General features: G+C 59.1%; 20 protein-coding genes. 12 read left to right on the forward strand and 8 right to left on the reverse strand.

The window, feature by feature from the left end:
- Positions 1-58: 58 nt before the first annotated feature.
- Both hexR and ALO43_RS16395 read left to right on the forward strand, forming a co-directional pair.
- The gene (gene hexR, locus ALO43_RS16390; RefSeq protein ID WP_005895044.1) at positions 59-925 is read left to right on the forward strand and encodes a transcriptional regulator HexR; all 867 of its coding nucleotides are present in this window, start codon (positions 59-61) and stop codon (positions 923-925) included.
- A 143-nt stretch (positions 926-1068) separates the two neighbouring features.
- Positions 1069-1254: a PA3496 family putative envelope integrity protein gene (locus ALO43_RS16395; protein ID WP_005895046.1), complete on the forward strand. Its 186-nt coding sequence runs from the start codon at positions 1069-1071 to the stop codon at positions 1252-1254.
- Here the strand turns inward: ALO43_RS16395 and ALO43_RS16400 are convergent.
- Complete coding sequence (locus ALO43_RS16400; RefSeq protein WP_005895051.1) at positions 1208-2158, reverse strand: LysR family transcriptional regulator; 951 nt, start codon at positions 2156-2158, stop codon at positions 1208-1210. The two genes, ALO43_RS16395 and ALO43_RS16400, sit on opposite strands and share 47 nt — an antisense overlap.
- Before the next feature lie 206 nt (positions 2159-2364).
- Here ALO43_RS16400 and ALO43_RS16405 point away from each other — a divergent pair, with 206 nt between their 5' ends.
- Both ALO43_RS16405 and oadA read left to right on the forward strand, forming a co-directional pair.
- Complete coding sequence (locus ALO43_RS16405; protein ID WP_005895054.1) at positions 2365-3780, forward strand: acetyl-CoA carboxylase biotin carboxylase subunit; 1416 nt, start codon at positions 2365-2367, stop codon at positions 3778-3780.
- An 11-nt stretch (positions 3781-3791) separates the two neighbouring features.
- Positions 3792-5600, forward strand: a complete 1809-nt coding sequence (oadA, locus tag ALO43_RS16410; protein ID WP_005895057.1) for a sodium-extruding oxaloacetate decarboxylase subunit alpha — start codon at positions 3792-3794, stop codon at positions 5598-5600.
- 258 nt (positions 5601-5858) lie between these two features.
- Here the strand turns inward: oadA and ALO43_RS16415 are convergent, their stop codons facing one another.
- The 3 genes from ALO43_RS16415 to ALO43_RS16425 are packed head-to-tail and all read right to left on the reverse strand — an operon-like array spanning position 5859 to position 7625.
- A complete protein-coding gene (locus ALO43_RS16415) occupies positions 5859-6527 on the reverse strand; it encodes a GNAT family N-acetyltransferase (protein WP_053931741.1) in 669 nt (222 codons plus the stop codon).
- Between the two features lie 15 nt (positions 6528-6542).
- Positions 6543-6989: a GNAT family N-acetyltransferase gene (locus tag ALO43_RS16420; RefSeq protein WP_054997812.1), complete on the reverse strand. Its 447-nt coding sequence runs from the start codon at positions 6987-6989 to the stop codon at positions 6543-6545.
- A gap of 12 nt (positions 6990-7001) precedes the next feature.
- Positions 7002-7625 carry an FMN-binding negative transcriptional regulator gene (locus ALO43_RS16425; RefSeq protein WP_024669532.1) on the reverse strand — a complete coding sequence of 208 codons (624 nt, stop codon included), beginning with the start codon at positions 7623-7625 and terminating at the stop codon, positions 7002-7004.
- 91 nt (positions 7626-7716) lie between these two features.
- On the opposite strand from ALO43_RS16425, the gene pdxR reads away from it, so the two are divergent.
- The 3 genes from pdxR to ALO43_RS16440 all read left to right on the forward strand — a co-directional run bounded on the left by pdxR (position 7717) and on the right by ALO43_RS16440 (position 11551).
- Positions 7717-9279 carry a MocR-like pyridoxine biosynthesis transcription factor PdxR gene (gene pdxR / locus ALO43_RS16430; RefSeq protein WP_024690209.1) on the forward strand — a complete coding sequence of 521 codons (1563 nt, stop codon included), beginning with the start codon at positions 7717-7719 and terminating at the stop codon, positions 9277-9279.
- Between the two features lie 53 nt (positions 9280-9332).
- Positions 9333-10544, forward strand: a complete 1212-nt coding sequence (locus ALO43_RS16435; protein ID WP_054997813.1) for a YeeE/YedE family protein — start codon at positions 9333-9335, stop codon at positions 10542-10544.
- A 119-nt stretch (positions 10545-10663) separates the two neighbouring features.
- Positions 10664-11551 (forward strand): bestrophin family protein, encoded by an 888-nt coding sequence (locus ALO43_RS16440; protein WP_005895078.1) that lies wholly within the window; start codon positions 10664-10666, stop codon positions 11549-11551.
- Positions 11552-11612: 61 nt separating this feature from the next.
- Here ALO43_RS16440 and ALO43_RS16445 read toward each other — a convergent pair whose 3' ends face one another.
- The 3 genes from ALO43_RS16445 to aspA all read right to left on the reverse strand — a co-directional run bounded on the left by ALO43_RS16445 (position 11613) and on the right by aspA (position 15802).
- Positions 11613-12617 (reverse strand): asparaginase, encoded by a 1005-nt coding sequence (locus ALO43_RS16445; RefSeq protein ID WP_024669529.1) that lies wholly within the window; start codon positions 12615-12617, stop codon positions 11613-11615.
- A gap of 27 nt (positions 12618-12644) precedes the next feature.
- The gene (locus ALO43_RS16450; RefSeq protein WP_005895082.1) at positions 12645-14096 is read right to left on the reverse strand and encodes an alanine/glycine:cation symporter family protein; all 1452 of its coding nucleotides are present in this window, start codon (positions 14094-14096) and stop codon (positions 12645-12647) included.
- Between the two features lie 281 nt (positions 14097-14377).
- Positions 14378-15802 carry an aspartate ammonia-lyase gene (gene aspA / locus ALO43_RS16455; RefSeq protein ID WP_003432831.1) on the reverse strand — a complete coding sequence of 475 codons (1425 nt, stop codon included), beginning with the start codon at positions 15800-15802 and terminating at the stop codon, positions 14378-14380.
- Positions 15803-16119: 317 nt separating this feature from the next.
- On the opposite strand from aspA, the gene ALO43_RS16460 reads away from it, so the two are divergent.
- Positions 16120-17025 carry a LysR substrate-binding domain-containing protein gene (locus tag ALO43_RS16460; protein WP_005895087.1) on the forward strand — a complete coding sequence of 302 codons (906 nt, stop codon included), beginning with the start codon at positions 16120-16122 and terminating at the stop codon, positions 17023-17025.
- Positions 17026-17068: 43 nt separating this feature from the next.
- On the opposite strand, the gene ALO43_RS16465 is transcribed toward ALO43_RS16460, so the two are convergent.
- The gene (locus ALO43_RS16465) at positions 17069-17683 is read right to left on the reverse strand and encodes a M12 family metallo-peptidase (protein WP_005895089.1); all 615 of its coding nucleotides are present in this window, start codon (positions 17681-17683) and stop codon (positions 17069-17071) included.
- 401 nt (positions 17684-18084) lie between these two features.
- Here ALO43_RS16465 and purE point away from each other — a divergent pair, with 401 nt between their 5' ends.
- The 4 genes from purE (at position 18085) to ALO43_RS16485 (ending at position 20801) form a co-directional block, all read left to right on the forward strand.
- Complete coding sequence (gene purE, locus ALO43_RS16470; RefSeq protein ID WP_024669528.1) at positions 18085-18576, forward strand: 5-(carboxyamino)imidazole ribonucleotide mutase; 492 nt, start codon at positions 18085-18087, stop codon at positions 18574-18576.
- A 9-nt stretch (positions 18577-18585) separates the two neighbouring features.
- The gene (locus tag ALO43_RS16475; protein ID WP_054997814.1) at positions 18586-19668 is read left to right on the forward strand and encodes a 5-(carboxyamino)imidazole ribonucleotide synthase; all 1083 of its coding nucleotides are present in this window, start codon (positions 18586-18588) and stop codon (positions 19666-19668) included.
- A 271-nt stretch (positions 19669-19939) separates the two neighbouring features.
- Positions 19940-20185 (forward strand): GlsB/YeaQ/YmgE family stress response membrane protein, encoded by a 246-nt coding sequence (locus ALO43_RS16480; RefSeq protein WP_003378385.1) that lies wholly within the window; start codon positions 19940-19942, stop codon positions 20183-20185.
- A gap of 82 nt (positions 20186-20267) precedes the next feature.
- Entirely contained in the window at positions 20268-20801 is a 534-nt protein-coding gene (locus ALO43_RS16485; RefSeq protein WP_024669526.1) for a DUF3299 domain-containing protein, read from the forward strand.
- Positions 20802-20807 lie beyond the last annotated feature (6 nt).

Raw genomic sequence — 20807 nt, forward strand, 5'->3', positions numbered from 1 at the left:
GTAGTATAACTACAAGAAAGCTACACCCAGCCCATAATCCTCTTGCCGAGTCTGCCTCTTGAATCTGCTGCAACACATCGCCCAGTCACGTGATCTGCTTCGCAAATCGGAGCTCAAGGTAGCCGACCATGTGCTGCTTGACCCTGCGGCCGTGATGCACAGTTCCATGGCTGATCTGGCGCACAGCGTCGGGATCAGCGAGCCGACCATTGTGCGGTTCTGCCGCGCCATCGGTTGCACCGGGTTTCAGGACCTCAAGCTCAAGCTGGCCCAGAGCCTGGCGGCGGGTGCCAGTTTTGGGCAGTTCGCGATTCATGAAGACGATTCGGTCGCTGACTACAGCCTGAAGATTTTCGACACCACGCTGCACACGCTGATGGAGGTGCGTGAAAACCTTGACCCTCACGCGCTGCAACTGGCCGTGACAGCGATGGCCGGTGCCAACCGGGTCGAGTTCTACGGTTTCGGTGCCTCTGGCGCGGTGGCTGCCGATGCGCAGCACAAGTTCTTCCGCTTATTGCTGACGGCAGCGGCCTATTCCGACCCGCACATGCAGGCCATGTCGGCCGTTACGCTCAAGCCCACCGATGTAGCCGTGTGTATCTCCCAGTCGGGGCGTTCCAAGGATTTGCTGATCACGGCCAATCTGGTTCGCGAGAGCGGTGCAACCCTGATCACGTTGTGCCCCAGCCAGACGCCGCTGGCAGAACTGTCCTCGGTCAATCTGGCCATCGACGTGCATGAAGACACCGAAATCTACACGCCGTTGACTTCCCGCATTGCGCATCTGGTGGTCATCGATGTGCTTGCGATGGGTGTCGCCATGGCGCGGGGCCCGAGCCTGGTCAATCACCTGAAGAGCGTAAAGCGCAGCCTGCGCGGCTTGCGCCTGTCGCCGAAGTCGATCAAGACCCACGAAGACTGATTACCGCTGACAGAGCAGAATTCATCGATTTGTCACCTGCGTGCCGCCTGACTGTCACTCGTGCGCCTCATTCTGATGCTCCCGTAAAACGTATTGGGAGACAGGACATGGCTCGGCATTACGATGATTTACCCAACAGCACCGTGAAAACCCGCCGTCAGCAGGAAGATCAGCGTCGCATGGAGTTTCGTCGGGCAATTGAGAGCTACAGTGAAGCGCGTCAGCTCAATCAGGAGCTTTGCGACTATATGGAAGGCATGCACAGCGCCGTCTGGCAGACTATCAAGTTGCCTGCGGTCGACCGTCGAAGCGCTCGACAAGCTGGGTGATCTGCGCACGTTCGGTGCGGATGAACGCCAGAAACGCATTCGCGACAGGCGAAAGGCGTTTGTCTCTGGCCTGAACCACGCACCAGCTTCGGTATAACGGCAGCTCCGCCACGGGCAGCTCCACGAGCGTGCCGGTGGCGAGTTCGTGGCAGACTGCGTGCCGCGTCAGCATGGCCAGGCCCAGGCCAGCCACCACGCATTCGCGTTGGGCCTCACTGGACGACACCTCAAGCGTCTGGGCGAAATGCACGTGTTTCTCTTTGAAGTATTCCTCGCAGGCTCTACGGGTGCCCGAGCCTGTTTCCCGGGTCAGCAGTGGCCACGGCTCGAGATCCCTCAAGTTCAGTGTTTCACGACTGCTCAGCGGATGATCCGGTGGCGCGATGGCGACTATCGGGTTATTCAGGAACGGCAGAAACTCTAGTCCCATGTCTAGTGGAACTGCTGACATCACTACCAGATCGTCGCGGTTATCCGACAATCGCCTGATGATCTGCGCACGATTGACCACCATCAAGCTGAGACTGACTTCCGGGTAGCGACGTTTGAACGCGGCGAACAGGTGCGGGATGAAATACTTGCAGCTCGACTCTACGGCCAGCTTCAGTTGGCCTTGCAGCGATCCCTGCATGTCCGACAGCTGCATGTCCAGATTTTCCAGGCGCCCGAAAATATCCCGGCTGGCCAGCTGCAGTGCTTCGGCCGCCTCGGTCAGGTAGAGCTTCTTGCCGACGTATTCGAACAGCGGCTGGCCGATCAGCTCTTCAAGCTGCTTTATCTGCAAGCTGACGGCAGGCTGGGTCAGCGACATTTCTTCGGCTGCGCGGCTGTATGAGCGCAGATCGCACACTTCGTTGAAAATGCGCAGCTGACGCAATGTCATGCGCATCAAGGACTTACGCATTCAAAAAGCCTTTTTGATCGTGTAGGAAAAGCAACTATAAGCTTTTACTTATGTACGACCCAATTTTTACTCATTTTTGTTAATCCCTGATCCGGACTAGGGTGTGCCTGCGACATCGAGTCACATGCCAGGTTACAAAAAAGTGCGGGTACAGCGCTTGCCTGGATGTGCTGACCGGTTTGGTCTTTAGGGTCGAGGAATCATCAGTGATAACAAAAATTCTGATCGCCAACCGCGGAGAGATCGCCGTCCGCATCGTGCGCGCGTGTGCCGAAATGGGCATTCGCTCGGTGGCGATATTCTCCGATGCTGACCGGCATGCCTTGCACGTCAAGCGTGCGGACGAAGCCTACAGCATTGGTGCCGAACCGCTGGCGGGCTACCTGAACCCGCGCAAGCTGGTCAATCTGGCCGTGGAAACCGGGTGCGATGCGCTTCACCCCGGTTATGGTTTTCTGTCTGAAAACGCCGAACTGGCTGATATCTGCGCCGAACGCGGCATCAAGTTCATCGGCCCTTCGGCGGAAGTGATACGGCGCATGGGCGACAAGACCGAAGCGCGGCGCAGCATGATCAAGGCCGGGGTGCCGGTAACGCCCGGCACCGAGGGCAATGTGGCCGACATTCAGGAAGCATTGGTCGAAGGCGAACGCATTGGCTATCCGGTCATGCTCAAGGCCACTTCCGGCGGTGGCGGGCGCGGCATCCGGCGTTGCAACAGCCGTGAGGAGCTGGAGCAGGCGTTCCCCCGGGTGATTTCCGAGGCGACCAAAGCCTTTGGCTCGGCAGAAGTCTTTCTGGAAAAGTGCATCGTCAACCCCAAGCACATCGAAGCGCAGATTCTGGGCGACAGCTTCGGCAATGTGGTGCATCTGTTCGAGCGCGACTGCTCGATACAACGTCGTAACCAGAAGCTGATCGAGATCGCTCCCAGCCCTCAATTAACGCCTGAACAGCGCGCCTACATCGGCGATCTTTCGGTGCGTGCCGCCAAGGCTGTCGGTTACGAAAACGCTGGCACTGTGGAGTTTCTGCTCGCCGAGGGCGAGGTGTACTTCATGGAGATGAACACCCGTGTGCAGGTCGAGCACACCATTACCGAAGAAATCACCGGTATCGACATTGTCCGCGAGCAGATCCGCATCGCGTCCGGACTGCCTCTGTCGGTCAAGCAGGAGGACATTATCCACCGCGGTTTTGCTTTGCAGTTCCGAATCAACGCCGAGGACCCGAAGAACAACTTCCTGCCCAGTTTCGGCAAGATCACTCGTTATTACGCGCCCGGCGGGCCTGGTGTGCGTACCGACACGGCTATTTATACCGGCTACACCATTCCGCCGTTCTACGACTCGATGTGCCTGAAGCTGATCGTCTGGGCGCTGACCTGGGAAGAAGCAATGGATCGCGGCCTGCGCGCTCTGGACGACATGCGCCTGCAAGGGGTGAAGACCACGGCGGCGTATTACCAGGAAATCCTGCGCAACCCGGAATTTCGCAGTGGTGAGTTCAACACCAGTTTTGTCGAGAGCCACCCCGAGCTGACCAATTACTCGATCAAGCGCAAACCCGAAGAGCTGGCTCTGGCCATTGCCGCCGCCATTGCCGCACACGCCGGTCTGTAAGGAATATTGAAATGTCCAAGAAGATTTTCGTAACCGATACCATCCTGCGTGACGCTCACCAATCGCTGCTGGCGACCCGCATGCGCACTGAAGACATGCTGCCGATCTGCGGCAAGCTCGACAAGGTCGGCTACTGGTCGCTGGAGGTCTGGGGCGGGGCAACGTTCGATGCCTGCGTGCGCTTTCTCAAGGAAGACCCTTGGGAGCGCCTGCGTCAGCTGCGCGCGGCGTTGCCCAATACGCGTCTGCAAATGCTCCTGCGCGGTCAGAACCTTCTCGGTTATCGGCATTACAGCGATGACGTGGTCAAGGCGTTCGTGGCCAAGGCGGCGGTGAATGGTATCGACGTGTTCCGGATTTTCGATGCGATGAACGACGTGCGTAACCTGCGCGTTGCCATCGAGGCGGTGAAAGCCGCCGGCAAGCATGCGCAGGGCACAATCGCGTACACCACCAGCCCTGTGCACACGATCGAGGCGTTCGTTGCGCAGGCCCGGCAGATGGAGGCGATGGGTTGCGACTCGGTGGCGATCAAGGACATGGCCGGCCTGTTGACGCCTTATGCCACGGGCGAGTTGGTCAGGGCGCTGAAAAGCGAGCAGTCGCTGCCGGTGTTCATTCACTCGCATGACACGGCCGGTCTGGCCGCGATGTGTCAGCTCAAGGCGATCGAAAGCGGCGCCGACCATATCGATACCGCAATCTCCAGCTTCGCTTGGGGCACCAGCCACCCTGGCACCGAATCGATGGTTGCGGCCCTCAAGGGCAGCGAGTTCGATACCGGTCTGGACCTGGAGTTGCTGCAGGAAATCGGTCTGTATTTCTATGCAGTGCGTAAGAAGTATCACCAGTTCGAAAGCGAATTCACGGCAGTGGACACCCGTGTGCAGGTCAATCAGGTGCCTGGCGGGATGATTTCCAACCTGGCCAACCAGCTCAAAGAGCAGGGCGCGCTCAATCGCATGAGCGAAGTGCTGGCGGAAATCCCCAGGGTGCGTAAAGACCTGGGTTACCCACCGCTGGTGACGCCGACCTCGCAAATCGTCGGCACTCAGGCGTTCTTCAATGTGCTGGCTGGCGAGCGTTACAAGACCATCACCAATGAAGTGAAACTCTATCTTCAAGGCGGGTATGGCAAGGCGCCGGGGCAAGTCGACGAGAAGCTGCGTCGTCAGGCGATTGGCAATGAAGAACTGATTGATGTTCGTCCCGCCGACCTGCTCCGGCCGGAGATGACCAAGCTGCGCGCCGACGTTGGCGCGCTGGCCAAATCCGAAGAGGACGTGCTGACCTTCGCGATGTTCCCGGACATTGGCCGAAAGTTTCTTGAAGATCGCGCGGCCGGAACGCTGACGCCGGAAGTGTTGCTGCCGATTCCCGAGGCCGGCAGCGTTGCCAAAGCGGGCGGCGAGGGTGTGCCGACCGAGTTCGTCATTGATGTACACGGTGAAACCTACCGGGTCGACATCACCGGTGTGGGCGTCAAGGCCGAGGGCAAGCGTCATTTCTACCTGACCATCGATGGCATGCCGGAAGAAGTGGTGTTCGAACCCCTCAATGAATTTGTCGGCGGTGGCGCCAGCAAGCGCAAGCAGGCCAACGCCCCTGGTCACGTCAGCACCGCCATGCCGGGCAACATCGTGGATGTGTTGGTCAAGGAGGGCGACATGGTCAAGGCCGGTCAGGCTGTGCTGATCACTGAGGCCATGAAGATGGAAACCGAAGTCCAGGCATCCGTCGCGGGCAAGGTCGCGGCAATCCATGTTGCGAAGGGCGACCGCGTCAATCCGGGCGAGATACTGGTCGAGATCGAAAGCTGATCAGCCGCCTCGGCTAATTCAACCGTTTACCTCAGGGAAGCACTCGTGGCTTCCCTTTTTTTTCTACAGGCGGGCTCAGCCGCAAAGGGGATGCAGAGTACCGGCACGATAGTCGAGATTCTCGTTCCGCACGCTCCAGCGTGGGAATGCAGTTCTTGACGCTCTGCGTCGCACGATAGTTGATGCCCGCAGGGCGTGGGAGTTTCAGGAGGTTACGATGGGCTGCGAAGCTGCCCTGAAACTGCCCGGTCGCTTGCTTCATCGAAACGCTTCAAGACCCTTGATCTGCTGCCCATTCGCAAAGTTATCCACAGCCAGCCAACTTTCAAATGCCCGTTGCATGGCTGGCCATTCGCTGTCGATTATCGAGTACCAGTTCGTGTCTCTGCTCTGTCCCTTCACCACCATGTGCTGGCGGAAGGTGCCTTCGTAGCTGAAGCCGAACCGTTCGGCAGCGCGTCTGGAGCGGGCGTTGTTGGCGTTGCATTTCCATTCCAGGCGTCGATTACCCAGCGCAAAGGCTTCTTTGGCCAGCAGGTAAATGGCCTCGGTGCCTTTTGGTGTGCGCTGCATGGCTGCGCTGAAGGTGACATGGCCTATTTCGATCCGGCCGTGCGCCGCCACGATCGACATCAGGCTGATGACGCCTTGCGCCTTGTAGGTATGTTGATCGACGATGGCATAAAACCAGGGGTCGCTGGTGGCTTGGTGCCCGGTCAGCCATGCATCAAACGCATCGCGGTCGATAAAAGGGCCATAAGGCAGATAGTCCCAAAGCTTCGGGTCGGCTCCCGGTCCTTGAAGCGCGGCCCACACGTCATCCCCGTGACGCGCGACATCGAGCTTTTCCAGGCGAATGAAACGGCCTTTCAGTGTTTGCGGTGTCGGCAGTGTGGCGGCCTGCCAGTCGAGCAGCGTGTCAGACATGGATTACTTCCCGTTTCAGAGCGCTTTGCGAAATTGGATTAGGCCAGGCCGCTCGGCAATCCGCTCGTACAACTGAATGGCCGTAGCGTTGCTTTCATGGGTCAGCCAATGCACCTTGTCACAGCCATCGGCCTTGGCGGTGGCGTAGACGAACTCGATCAACTGCCTGCCGACGCCCGTACCACGCTGCTCCGGGGCGACGAACAGGTCCTGCAGGTAGCACGCATTGTGGATGCTCCAGTTGGAGCGGTGATAGATGAAGTTCACCATACCCACCGCCTTGCCATCCAGCCATGCCAGCGCCGAATGGGTGGCTTCGTTCGGGTCGATCATGCGTGCCCAGGTCACTTCGCTCACGCCAGCAGCGAGTTCGGTCTTGTAAAAGCTTAGGTAGGCCTGCCAAAGGGGTAGCCAGGCCTGATGATGCTCGGCAGCGACGGGGCGGATGCGTATATCTTTCATGAATTTCTCCTTTCAGCTCATCCAGCGAGCGATTTGCTGGTCGTTTGCATGCTCGCTGGCAGCGAGGCCATCGCGCACGCCGGCAAGGTCCCGGGCATTGCGGTTCTGGCTGAGTTTGCGTTTGCCCTGCAGGCGCTGCACGGGAAGGGCAAACCCGACGATTGCGCCGAGCATTTTGGCGATGTAGTCCGCAGGCGCATCAGTGATCGACCATGGCTGTTTACGATCAGACTCGTGCCGATCGGTCAGGTCGCTCAACAATCGGTGCAGGCGTTCCGGGTCATTGAAGCCGCTGGCGTGACCGTAAGCGTGTACGGCCAGGTAGTTCCAGGTAGGTACGACCTTTCCGTGTTCAGCCTTGCTCGGGTAGAACGACGGGCTGACGTAAGCATCATCTCCCGGGAAGATCACCATCGCTTCGACGCCGGCGCTCAGTTGCTGCGATTGCGGGTTGGCCTTGGCCAGATGCCCGTAAAGAGTGCCATGAAGGCCTTCGCTACGCCGCAATAGCAGCGGCAGGTGGGTCGCATGCAGACCGTCCTCACCCTGCGTCACGAGAATCGCCAAGCGGGTTTGGTCCATTTGCTCATGCAGGTTGAGCGTTTCGTTTTCCTGGAAAGCATTCGGTATATACATGGTGATTTTCCTTGGCAGACCGGGGCCATCCTAGGCAAGGTATTGGTTCGTTGTAAGATCCACTTTCAGTCTATTTGATAGAGCCAATCGGATGCCCGCAGACCACGTTGTATTCCCGTCTACCCTCATCGGTGTGCAGCTGGACCCGCGCCAGGGGTTGAGTAAACAGCTTTATGCGGTTCTGCGTGAGCGCATCCTCGACGGCCGCTTGAGCGGTGCAACGCGGTTGCCGGCCAGCCGAGACCTGGCGAAGTCATTGGCTATTTCTCGCAACAGCGTGATGCGTGCATACGATCAGCTCTACGCGGAAGGTTTCATCGAGGGGCGGGTGGGCGATGGTACTTACGTTGCGCAGCTTTCCAGCAGCCGTCCTGCGCTTCAGGACAACCCTGGCAGAAAACTATCCACCAACTTGTCCACAGGTTTGCCCACAGGCTTATGCACAGCCTTGTCCACAGAAAGCGCAGAAAATCCTGCGGATATTGGCGAACAAGTTATCCACAGCCGGGCAATGAAGTTGATCGAAAGCCATCAGTTGCGCGACCCGTCAGGCGAAGGTCCCAAGGCGTTCAGGGTGGGCGTTCCGGCGTTCGATCTGTTCCCGTTTGCGCTGTGGGGCAGGCTGTATGCGGCTTTCTGGCGTAGGCCTGATCTTCACCAGTTAGGCTATGGCGCTGCTGCGGGAGAGTGGCATTTGCGAGAGCTGATTGCAGTCTATCTGCGTTCTTCGCGAGGGCTGCACTGTCGTGCTGAGCAAATTGTGATCACCAGCGGCGCGCAACATGCCATAAGCCTTTGTGCACAATTGCTGTTGGCGCCGGGGGAGGCTGTCGCCGTCGAGAATCCGGGCTACCGCGCTGCCGGTCATGCGTTCGCCGTGGCTGGTGCCCGATTGCAGGGTGTGGCTGTCGATGCTGAGGGTATGCGCTGCGCCGATCTAGACCAGTCGGATTGCAGGCTGGCGTATGTCACGCCTTCGCATCAATACCCCACAGGCGTGGTCATGAGTCTGGCGCGCCGGCTGGAACTGCTGGCTTGGGCCGAAAAGAACCAGAGCTGGATCGTCGAAGATGATTACGACGGTGAGTACCGTTACAGCGGCGCACCTTTGGCGCCGCTGGCTGCACTCGATCAGACGGGCCGTGTGCTGTATGTCGGCACGTTTGGCAAAATTGCTTTTCCGGCTTTGCGCCTTGGGTATCTGGTTCTCCCTGCAGCCCTGGTTCAGCCGTTCAGCCAGCGTAAGGCTGTGGACATGCGCCATACCGAAATCAGTGTTCAGGCGGTCATGGCTCAGTTCATGGCAGCTGGGCATTTTCAACGACACATCCGCCGCATGCGTCGTGCAGCGCTCAGTCGTCGAGATGCGCTGCTGGCCGGCTGGCCTGAGAATATTGCCGGCTGCCAGGCGATGCCCAGAGTCGTGGCGGGCCTGCATGTGATGATCAAAGTGGACAGCGTCGCGCGTGAGCAAGCGCTGATTGCCAAGGCCATGAGCGTCGGTGTCGAAATGAACGCCTTAAGTGAATACTGGCTACCCGACTCCTGCGAGCCTATGGATAACCGTGCCGGGTTGGTGCTGGGTTTCGCCGCAGTGCCGGAACCCGCGATTGCGGATGCATTGAACAGGCTACGCGTGGCTTGGTCGGAGTAGGTCGGCAGTACCCGTATACTCCGCACTTTCTGCTACCTGTCTTCGAGATACCCATGAACAACTCTCTTACTGCAACACCCGGACGCAAGTTCGGCGCGCCGCTGGCTGCGTTGTTCCTGCTGCTGATGGGCGCCCAGTTTCTGCTGCTCAGCGTTGGCACTCGCCAGGTCATGTTATGGCTCGTGGGCGCCGCGCTGGGGATTACGCTTTACCACGCAGCATTCGGTTTCACGTCGGCATGGCGGGTTTTCATCCGTGAACGGCGTGGCGCCGGCTTGCGTGCGCAAATGGTGATGCTGGCCGTCGCCGTAGTGCTGTTTTTTCCAGCGCTGGGCGCGGGCACACTGTTTGGCCAGCCTGTTACCGGTCTTGTCGCGCCGGTCGGCGTGTCGGTCGTGGTTGGTGCGTTTATTTTCGGCATCGGCATGCAATTAGGCGGGGGCTGTGCGTCCGGCACGTTGTTCACTGCAGGTGGCGGCAATGCGCGAATGCTGGTGACGCTCCTGTTTTTCATCCTGGGCTCGCTGATTGCCACCCATCATGTGGACTGGTGGTTTGCCTTGCCGTCGTTGCCGCCGATTTCAGTGGTCAAGACCTTCGGCGTACTGCCGGCGCTGATCGCCAATCTGGCGCTGTTTGCCTTGATCGCTCTGGCGACCATCAAGCTGGAAAAGCGCCGTCATGGTCAGCTCGAAGCGCCGGTCACCACTGAACATCGTGGTTTCTCTCGTGTGTTTCGCGGGCCGTGGGTTCTGATTTGGGGCGCCGTGGCGCTGGCGATTCTGAATTACGCGACGCTGGCACTGGCGGGGCGTCCCTGGGGCATCACCTCGGCATTCGCCCTGTGGGGCGCGAAAGCAGCCAGCGGTCTGGGCGTCGATGTCGGCAGTTGGGTGTTCTGGCAGAGCGCTGCGAATGCCAAGGCTCTGGCCGCGCCTGTGTGGGAAGACATCACCAGTGTGATGGACATCGGCATTATGCTGGGCGCCTTGCTGGCAGCCGGACTGGCCGGACGTTTTGCGCCTAGCCTGGATATCCCTGTGCGGTCGCTGGTTGCCGCGGTTGTCGGCGGGCTGCTGCTGGGTTACGGCTCCCGACTGGCTTACGGTTGCAACATTGGCGCCTATTTCAGCGGTATTGCGTCCGGCAGCCTGCACGGCTGGCTGTGGCTGATCGCTGCCTACATCGGCAACGTGGTCGGTGTCCGGTTGCGTCCGTTGTTCTTTACCGGAGAGCGGCCGGAAGTAGCATTGACTGGCTGCTGAAACGTTTCATACCCCGAGATAAAGCGGGCCGTTTGCGAACCATCTGCCGAATTGGCATTCAAACGCCAGGCAATAGCGATTCGAATGCGCGCTCGCTTAATCATCAATGGGGTAGTCCTGTGCAGCAAACGATCATTTCGAAAGTACGTTTTCTCGGCAAGACCATTGGTTACGTAGGTTGGTCGCTTTTTTGGCTGCTGATCTGGGATGTCATTGTTACTGTTGATTTCATGCTGTTTTTCGATCGAAAGATCAACCTGCCTTCGTTACCCCTGACCTTGCTCGGCTCAGCGCTGGTGGTGCTGACCAGCTTTCGTAATTCCAGTGCCTACAACCGCTGGTGGGAAGCGCGAACGCTGTGGGGCGCAATGGTCAACAGCTCGCGCAGCTTTGCTCGTCAGGTCTTGACGCTGGTCGAGGACGATGACGGTATCAACCCGGTCAAGCCTATTCTGCTGCGCCGCCACGTGGCCTACGTGAAGTGTCTGTCGGCACATTTGAAAGGTGTCGAGTGTGGCGAAGAGATCCAGCAACTGATCCCCCGCGAGGAATTCGAGCGCCGCCACGACACCAACAACTTTCCCAACGACGTGCTCAATGTGTCAGCTGCACTGTTGGCGAAGGAGTACCAGGCGGGGCGTCTGGACAGCATTCGGCTGGCGCGTCTGGAGTCGACCATGGTGGACCTTTCCAATTGCCAGGGCGGCATGGAGCGTATTGCCAACACGCCTTTGCCTTATCCGTACGTTGCATTCCCAAGGCTGTTCATCACGCTGTTCTGCGTGATCGTACCGATCGGTCTGGTGGAAACACTGGGCTGGTTCACGCCGCTCGCGTCCACCGTGGTGGGCTTCATGCTGTTGGCTATCGAGAAGATCGGCACCGACCTGCAAAGCCCGTTTCGTGCCAGTGAACACGTAATTCAGACGAATGCGCTGTGCAACAACATCGAACGCAACCTCGATTCGATGCTCAGATGCGCGCAGGAAGAAAGCAAGGCTTCGTAAAGAGGATGAGGCGTTCCGCATGTGCGGGACGCCTCGGACAACGCAGGGCCGCTACAGCGGCTTAACGCAACTCGCCACACAGATCCAGTTCGACCAGGCGGCGAACGTCCTCGGTCGACAGGCCTGCGCCAAGCAATGCATGCAACTTGCCCAGCGCCGCCTCACGGGTCATGCCACCCCCGGAAAGCACGCCTGCGCTGCGCAGGCGGCTACCCGCTTCATACACGTCCAGCTCGACACCGCCTTCGTGGCATTGAGTGATCGCGACCACGCAGATGCCGTGCGCGCGCGCGTTTTCCAGACTGGCAATGAATTGCGGATCGTCGCTCGGCCCTGTGCCGTTGCCGAAGCATTCGAGCACCAGGCCCTGAATACCGCTGTTGATCAGGCCGTCGAGCTGCGCAGCGCCAATCCCGGGGAATAATGGCAGCACCGCGACATTGGCCAGCGTTCTGGGCTGACGGTAATCCAGCGCATCCGGTAGCGAAACGGCGGAGAAACCACCGCGCGAGCGTTGCAGGGGCGCAAACGGCTGACGCCCGAAGCTGCGGATTTTCGCGCAGCGGGTGGGCGCCATCAGTTGTCCGTGGAAGTACAGCTGCACGCCGGAAACCAGGCCTGAGCCCAGCGCGAGCAGGGCGCCATTGACGTTTTCCCAAGCATCGCTGTCCTGCACGCCGGCAGGCAGCATCGAACCCGTGAACACCACCGGGGCGTCGAACCCCAGCAGCTGGAAGCACATGGCCGCAGCGCTGTAGGCCAGGGTGTCGGTGCCGTGCAGTACCAGCACCGCATCGCAACCGTCGACATCCACCGCCTCGATCACCGCGTCCCGCAGGCGCAGCCAGTAGGCTGGCGTCATGTTGGCGCTGTCGATCAGTGGCGACATCTCGCGAAAGTGCCACTGCGGTACGACCAGTTCAGGGTGCTCTGCCAGTTGCCCTGCCATCCGCGCCTCGAACCCCGAGGCGGGAGCCAGGCCGTTGGCGCTGGCTTGCATGCCGATGGTGCCGCCGGTGTAAAGAACCATCACGCGTCGAGCGGGTTTATGTGCATCAAGAGTCATGGTTCTTCTCCGGCGTAACGTCGCGTTTTATCGTGCTTCAGGCGCCGGCTTGGCGGCCATTTCGGCGTCGTGTGTCGACTGGCGAGTCGGGTTGGCCGGCCATGCGTTGCGGTCCAGGTCCAGGTCCGGGAACTGACTGGAGTCGAACACCGGCGTCTTGACGCCCGCACGGCGCTGAGCATCGTAGTCGTTGAGGATGCGCTTGACGACTTTGAACAGCATGGCCAACGCAATCAGGTTGACGAACGCCAGCATGGTCATGGTGATGTCTGCAAAGGCCAGCACGTCTTTCAGATCGACCACGGCACCCCACAGGATCAGTGCCAGAACCGCGATACGGTAAAGCACGATGGCCTTGAGCTTCTCGCCAAACAAAAACCGCAGGCTGTTTTCGCCCAGGTAGTAGTTGTAGAGAATCGAGGTGAAGACGAACAGCGCCAGCGCCACGCTGATGAAGATTCGACCCCAGTCACCGACCACTGCGGCCAGCGAGTTTTGCGCCAGTACGATGCCGTTGCCGTCATAACCGATGTCGTAGATACCCGACAGCAGGATCAGCAGGGCGGTGCAGGTGCAGATGACGAAAGTGTCGAGGAATACGCTGAACGCCTGAACCACACCCTGCGCCACTGGGTGTTCTACGTGCGCCACAGCAGCTACGTTGGGCGCGCTGCCCAAGCCAGCTTCGTTGGCGAAGACGCCGCGCTTGACGCCCATCACGATCGCGCTGCCGATCAGGCCGCCAAACACTGGATCAATGCCGAAGGCGCTTCGGACGATGGTCATCAGCATGGCTGGAACGTGATCGATCTGCAGAACGATGACGTAGATGGTGACTGCGATGTAGATCAGGGTCTTGACCGGAACCAGCAGATCGGAAATAGCCGCGATACGCTTGATGCCGCCGATGAAGGCCAGGCCGAGCAGCACAACCAGGCACAGGCCGGTGGTCGTGGTGTCGATGTTGAATGCGCTTTTCAACGAGTCCGTCACTGCGTGGGATTGCAGGCCGTTGAAGGCGAAACCGAAGGTCACCAGCAGCAATACGGCCATGACCATACCCAGCCAGCGTTTACCTAGGCCGTGCTGGATGTAATACGCCGGACCGCCACGAAACTGGCCCTCGGAATCCTTGCGCTTGTAGAGCTGCGCAAGCGAACACTCGATGAAGCTGCTGGACATGCCGACCAATGCGGTGACCCACATCCAGAACACAGCACCCGGGCCACCGAGCGTCACGGCAATGCCGACGCCTGCAATGTTGCCCGCACCGACGCGGCCCGCAAGGCTGAGCATCAGGGCCTGAAACGAACTCAGCTGGCCGGCGCTACTGCGCAGACTGTCGCGAAAAACCGAGAACATGTGGAAAAAGTGTCGAAACTGGACGAAACGCGAGCGGATCGTGAAGTAACTACCCAGGCCAACGATAAGTACGATCAGTACCTTACCGGAGAGAAAGTCGTTAATCATTTCCAACATTTTTGTTATTCCTCGCTACTTTTGAGGGGGCGCACTATACCGGTGCAAAGTTTTTACGTCTGTAGTCGCGTTCTTGTGAGGCTGATTCTTCATTCGCGACACTGAATGAATATTCCTGCGAATTATGCCGCAGAAATAAGGGACCTAAGGCTCTGGATCCAATATCTGAGTCCTGTGCCGGAGGCAAAAAAAAGGGCCTGGAGAATCACTTCCAGACCCTCAAAAAATTGAGGGGTGTCTAGGCCCTCAATCTGGTGAGCAGGTTGCGCAGCTCATTCCTGTCAGGCCTTCAACGGGGCCAGACGAGGGGCGATCATGTTTTCCGGACGCAGGATGTCGTCGAGCATGGCATCGTCGAGCAGGCCTTCTTCGCGGACCAGTTCGAGTACGCCACGGCCGGTTTCCAGCGCAATACGGGCGATACGGGTCGAGTTTTCATAACCGATGTATGGGTTAAGCGCGGTGACCAGACCAATCGAGTGCTCGACCAGTTCGCGGCAGCGCTGTTCGTTGGCGGTAATACCGACGATGCAATGCTCGCGCAGCATGTCCATGGCGCGTTGCAGCAGGCGGATCGAATCGAAAATCTTGTAGGCGATCAGCGGCTCCATGACGTTGAGCTGCAACTGGCCACCTTCGGCTGCCATGGTCAGCGACAGGTCGTTGCCGATGATCTCGAAGGCCACCTGATTGACTGCTTCCGGAATCACCGGGTTGACCTTGCCGGGCATGATCGAGCTGCCGGGTTGACGCGCTGGCAGGTTGATTTCGTTGATGCCGGTGCGCGGGCCACTGGACAGCAGGCGCAGGTCGTTGCAGATCTTCGACAGCTTGACTGCGGTGCGCTTGAGCATGCCGGAGAACAGCACGAACGCGCCCATGTCGGAAGTCGCTTCGATCAGGTCGGCAGCCGGCACCAGCGGCTGGCCGCTGATCAGCGCCAGACGATCCACAGCGAGTTTCTGGTAGCCAGGGTCTGCATTGATGCCGGTGCCGATGGCGGTGCCGCCGAGGTTGACCTCAGTCAGCAGCTCGGGTGCCAGGCTGCGCAGGCGATTGAGGTCTTCTGTCAGGGTGGTGGCGAAGGCGCGGAATTCCTGACCCAGGGTCATCGGAACTGCGTCCTGCAACTGGGTGCGACCCATTTTCAGCACATGGTTGAATTCTTCGCCCTTGGCGGCAAACGCTTGAATCAGGCTGGAAAGGCTGGCAAGCAGCGCGTCGTGGCCCAGCAGCAGGCCCAGGCGGATCGCGGTCGGGTAGGCGTCGTTGGTCGATTGCGCCATGTTCACGTCGTTGTTCGGGTGCAGGTGTTTGTATTCACCCTTCTCGAAACCCATGGTTTCCAGCGCAATATTGGCGATGACTTCGTTGGCATTCATGTTGGTTGAAGTGCCGGCGCCGCCTTGAATCATGTCGACCACGAACTGATCGTGGAAGTCGCCGCGAATCAGACGGGCACAGGCCTCGCTGATGGCCGCATGCTTGGCGTCATTGAGGTGTCCCAGCTGATGGTTTGCATCCGCTGCAGCCTGTTTGACCATGGCCAGCGCCACCACCAGTTTCGGGTAATGCGACAGCGGCACACCCGAAAGGTGGAAGTTGTTCACTGCCCGCAGAGTCTGAATGCCGTAATAAGCGTTGGCAGGTACTTCGAGAACACCAAGCAGGTCTTTTTCGATGCGCGATGATGCAGGCGAGGACATGATAAGAAGAGTCTCAAAAAAGGCACGGACAATGCCGGAACGCCACGAATAGTGGGCCTGCCGTTCCGGCTTGACCAATGCTGTTAAACGCTGGCCTATGCAATAACGGCATAATGGGTGTGTGACCTGGATTCCTCTCGTAGCGTAAAGAGGGCAAAATGTCGCACCTGGTTTGCGGTTCAATATCGTCGGGTGATGGTCAGGTCATGTATCTGCACTGCGTTACCGGACGTCCCATCGAGGTCGCTTCAAACCGGTGCTTGCAGGGCACGCGCAGTCGCCTGTCGAGGCAGTCATCCATTGTCCGGGAGGACCTGATGAATCTGGAAAGCAAATGGCTGGAGGATTTCAGCGCCCTGGCGGCCACTCGCAGCTTTTCCCAGGCGGCCGATCGCCGCTTCGTGACCCAGCCCGCGTTCAGTCGACGTATCCGCAGTCTCGAGGCTGCGCTGGGGCTCACGCTGGTCAACCGCACACGCACACCGATCGAGTTGACTGCAGCCGGGCAGCTGTTTCTGGTCACGGCGCGTACGGTAATCGAGCAACTGGGCGAAGTGGTGCGCCACCTGCATCATCTTGAGGGTGGTCAGGGCGAAGTCATGCAGGTGGCGGCAGCTCACTCCCTGGCGCTCGGATTCTTCCCGCGCTGGATCGCCCAGTTGCGCAACGAAGGCCTGAACATTGCGACGCGACTGGTCGCCACCAATGTCGGGGACGCCGTGCATGCGTTGCGCGAAGGGGGATGCGACCTGATGCTGGCATTCTACGACCCCGACGCGGCGCTGCAGATGGACGCTGAGATCTTCCCTTCGCTGCATCTGGGGCATACCGAAATGCTGCCGGTGTGTGCCGCCGATGCCAATGGCCGGCCCTTGTTCGATATGGAAGGCGAGGCGAGCGTGCCGCTGCTCGCCTACAGCGCGGGAGCCTTTCTCGGGCGCTCGGTGAATCTGTTGCTGCGCCAGCGCAATCTGCGCTTCACGACGGTGTATGAGACGGCGATGGCAGACAGCCTGAAAAGCATGGCGCTTGAAGGGCTGGGCATCGCCTGGGTGCCGCACCTGAGTGTGCGCGCCGAGCTCGCACGCGGTGAGCTGGTGGTGTGTGGCGGACCGCAATGGCATGTGCCGCTGGAGATCAGGCTTTACCGTTGCGCACTGGTGCGCAAGGCCAATGTTCGCCTGCTGTGGCGCAAGCTGGAAAGCGCCGCTTCTTCTGAATGAGGCATGAGGGGGCTGGCGCGGTACTTCACGCCAGGCCGATTGCCTAGCGAACAGCCAGCTTGGCTACATAACTGCGAATCAGCGCCTTGTTGGCTTTGCTGAAGTAATGACAGGGGATGATCGAGGTGCTGGCGTTCCCCCACATGATGGTCTGGCAGGGGAAACCCGTTGCATCTTCATGTTCAGCGCCAAACAGGTGGCCTACCTCGTGCGCCAGCGTGTTGTCGTCTTTAAGGGACGTCACGGCGACGTGATAGTTTGTTGCCGCGACGCCATGTGTCACGCCATTGATTTTATTGGACGTCACCAGCACGTATTTATGCCGCTCCGAGGGGCGCGGCAGGTTCTTGGCGTTTGCGTATTCGATACTCGCCTGGAACAACGTGTAGAGCAGTTTTTCCAGGTTGTCCCCGCGATAGTGGAAGTTTGTAAGGCCGGGCTCATCCTTGATAAATGTGACGGTCGTCCTGCGGCCGGTGATGTCGTGTAATTGGGCGAGCAGGGAGGGCAGGTAGCTTTCTTTCAGTTCGGCGCGTTCACGCTGTGTCAGCTGATCGTGCATGATCACGAAGAGGCCCAGATTGGGTTCATCCGCGCTGGCAAACGGCAGGTAAAGAAAGATTGCCAGGGTCAGCAAGATGTTCAGATTTTTTTGCATGTGTACGTTCTCATCCTTGAGAGTCAGGTCAAAAAGGCGACTTCAATGTCGTGGAAACAGTTAAACAAACGCTGACCAGCGCTGACAGTCGCATAGGCTGCTTCGATAAGCAGGACAAGGATTCTCGTGATGTAAGACGCAACGCCTGCGCGACGAATCTTCGGTTTCACCCTGGTAGTTATCAGGCTCGCATACCGACTGCAGCCAATGCTTGCGCCCCTGCCCGGCATTGCCGCTGACGGAAGGTGATCCGAGGTGCTTTAAACGCACCACTTTGCGGTATACTGCGCGGCCTTTGGCCGGCTAAATCGGTCACTATTCGTACAACAAGCCACGCCGGTTCCCCCGCGTGGCTTGTTGTTTTAAGACGCGCCTGCGGGCGCCCGATGAGAGGCACGACGATGAGCGCACTGGTTGGCGTGATCATGGGCTCCAAGTCCGATTGGTCCACCCTTAGCCACACCGCCGATATGCTGGAAAAGCTCGGCATCCCTTACGAAGTCAAAGTGGTGTCAGCCCACCGCACGCCGGACCTGCTGTTCCAGTACGCCGACGAAGCGGAAAGCCGAGGCATTGAAGTGATCATCGCAGGTGCCGGTGGTGCCGCTCACTTGCCGGGCATGTGCGCGGCCAAGACTCACCTGCCGGTGCTGGGCGTTCCGGTGCAGTCTTCCATGCTATCGGGTGTCGATTCGCTGTTGTCCATCGTGCAGATGCCAGCCGGCATTCCGGTGGCTACGCTGGCCATCGGCAAAGCGGGCGCGATCAACGCGGCACTGCTGTCGGCGAGCATCCTTGGTGCAAAGCATCCTCAATTCCACGCAGCGCTGAAGAAATTCCGCGCTGAGCAGACAGACAGCGTCCTGGACAATCCAGACCCGCGCCACGCCTGAGGTTTTTCCATGAAGATCGGTGTAATCGGTGGCGGCCAGCTCGGCCGCATGTTGGCCTTGGCAGGTACGCCACTGGGCATGAACTTCGCCTTTCTCGATCCTGCTCCGGATGCCTGTGCAGCTGCGCTGGGCGAGCATCTGCGTGCCGATTACGGCGATCTGGATCATCTGCGTCAACTGGCTGATGAAGTCGATCTGGTGACGTTTGAATTTGAAAGCGTCCCGGCTGAAACGGTCGCGTTCCTGTCGCAGTTCGTGCCGGTCTATCCGAGCGCCGAAGCGTTGCGTATCGCGCGCGACCGCTGGTTCGAGAAAAGCATGTTCAAGGATCTGGGCATTCCGACACCGGCATTTGCTGACATCCAGTCGCAGGCTGATCTGGATGCCGCAGTGGCCAGTATCGGGCTGCCAGCCGTTCTGAAAACCCGTACCCTGGGCTATGACGGTAAGGGCCAGAAGGTTCTGCGTTCTGCAGCCGATGTGGTCGGTACGTTCGCGGAACTGGGCAGCGTACCTTGCCTGCTGGAAGGCTTCGTGCCGTTCACGGGTGAAGTGTCTTTGATCGCCGTTCGCGCGCGCGATGGCGAGACCCGTTTCTACCCGCTGGTTCACAACACGCATGACAACGGCATCCTGCGTCTGTCCGTTGCCAGCACCGATCACCCGTTGCAAGCCCTTGCCGAAGACTACGCTGGTCGAGTCCTGAAGCAGCTGGATTACGTCGGTGTGCTGGCCTTCGAATTCTTCGAGGTCGACGGTGGCCTGAAAGCCAACGAGATTGCACCCCGTGTGCACAACTCCGGCCACTGGACAACCGAAGGCGCCGAGTGCAGCCAGTTCGAAAACCACCTGCGGGCGGTTGCCGGCTTGCCGCTGGGTTCGACGGCCAAGGTCGGCGAGAGCGCCATGCTCAACTTCATCGGCGAAGTGCCGGCGGTGGAAAAGGTCATTGCTGTAGAGGATTGTCACCTGCACCACTACGGCAAGGCGTTCAAGGCTGGCCGCAAAGTGGGTCACGCCACTGTTCGCAGTGCCGACCGTACCACGCTGGATCGGCAGGTGAAACAGGTCGAAGCGCTGATCAAACCATAACGCTCGTGCCGATGCTCTGCGTCCCCTTGCGACGCAGAGCATCGTGAACTGCATTCCCACGCTGTAACATGCGGAACAAGCTTTTTAACTGTCGTGCCAATCCTTTGCGTTCAGCTTTTGATCGGTTCAGCCCCACCATTCATGAAGAATTTTCCACCTCGACCCCAACTCGCGATTTCGCCGGAACCATTCCCTGTCACTGTTCTCAGATAGCATTAGGTCAGGGCTGCTTTAGGCTCTGGCATGTTCACTTAATACAGAGGGAAATGGCATGGGTATCATTGGAACCATCTTTATCGGCCTGATCGTTGGTCTGTTGGCTCGCTTCCTGAAGCCGGGCGATGACAGCATGGGCTGGATCATGACCATCGTACTGGGTATCGCCGGTTCACTCGCAGCCACCTATGGCGGCCAGGCACTGGGTATCTACCATGCAGGCGAGGGCGCAGGTTTCCTGGGCGCGCTGGTCGGCGCAATCATCCTGCTGGTTATCTACGGCATGATCAAAAAGAAATAACGTTTAATGTTCAGCCCTCTGTTCTGCACAGCGCAGAGGGCTAGAATGCGCGGCAACTCTTTCCCCATTGCCGAGCTTTATCATGCGTCGCTATCTGTTGATGACTCTTCTGCTGGTATCCGGGCTTGCACACGCGCAATTGCCGGAGACAGACTGGCTTGAGCTGATGCCCAAGTCGGATCAAAAAGCCCTCGAAGCCATGCCCGAGATTGACCATAACTCTCCGGAAGCCATGGGCACGTTCGACAGCAAGGGTGGCTTGAAACAAAGCAAAGGTTTGCCTGCGGTCATGTATTCGACCAAGACCGTCCCTGCCATGAATAACAAGGCCATTCGCCTTGGCGGTTATCCTGTCCCCCTCGAAACCGACGCCAAAGGGCACAGCACGTTGTTTTTCCTTGTGCCTTATCCAGGTGCCTGCATCCACGTTCCGCCACCGCCGCCCAACCAGCTGGTACTGGTGCGTTACCCCAAGGGGCTGAAGCTGGATGACATCTACACCCCGCTATGGGTCGAAGGCACGCTGAAGATCGAGAAGGTCAATAACGACCTGGCCGACGCTGCGTACGCGATGGATGCATCAAAGGTCCGCGTGGTGGTCGAGTCGGACCTTTGATGGCCA

This window comes from Pseudomonas tremae (assembly GCF_001401155.1).
In the GTDB taxonomy this organism is placed as follows: domain Bacteria; phylum Pseudomonadota; class Gammaproteobacteria; order Pseudomonadales; family Pseudomonadaceae; genus Aquipseudomonas; species Aquipseudomonas tremae.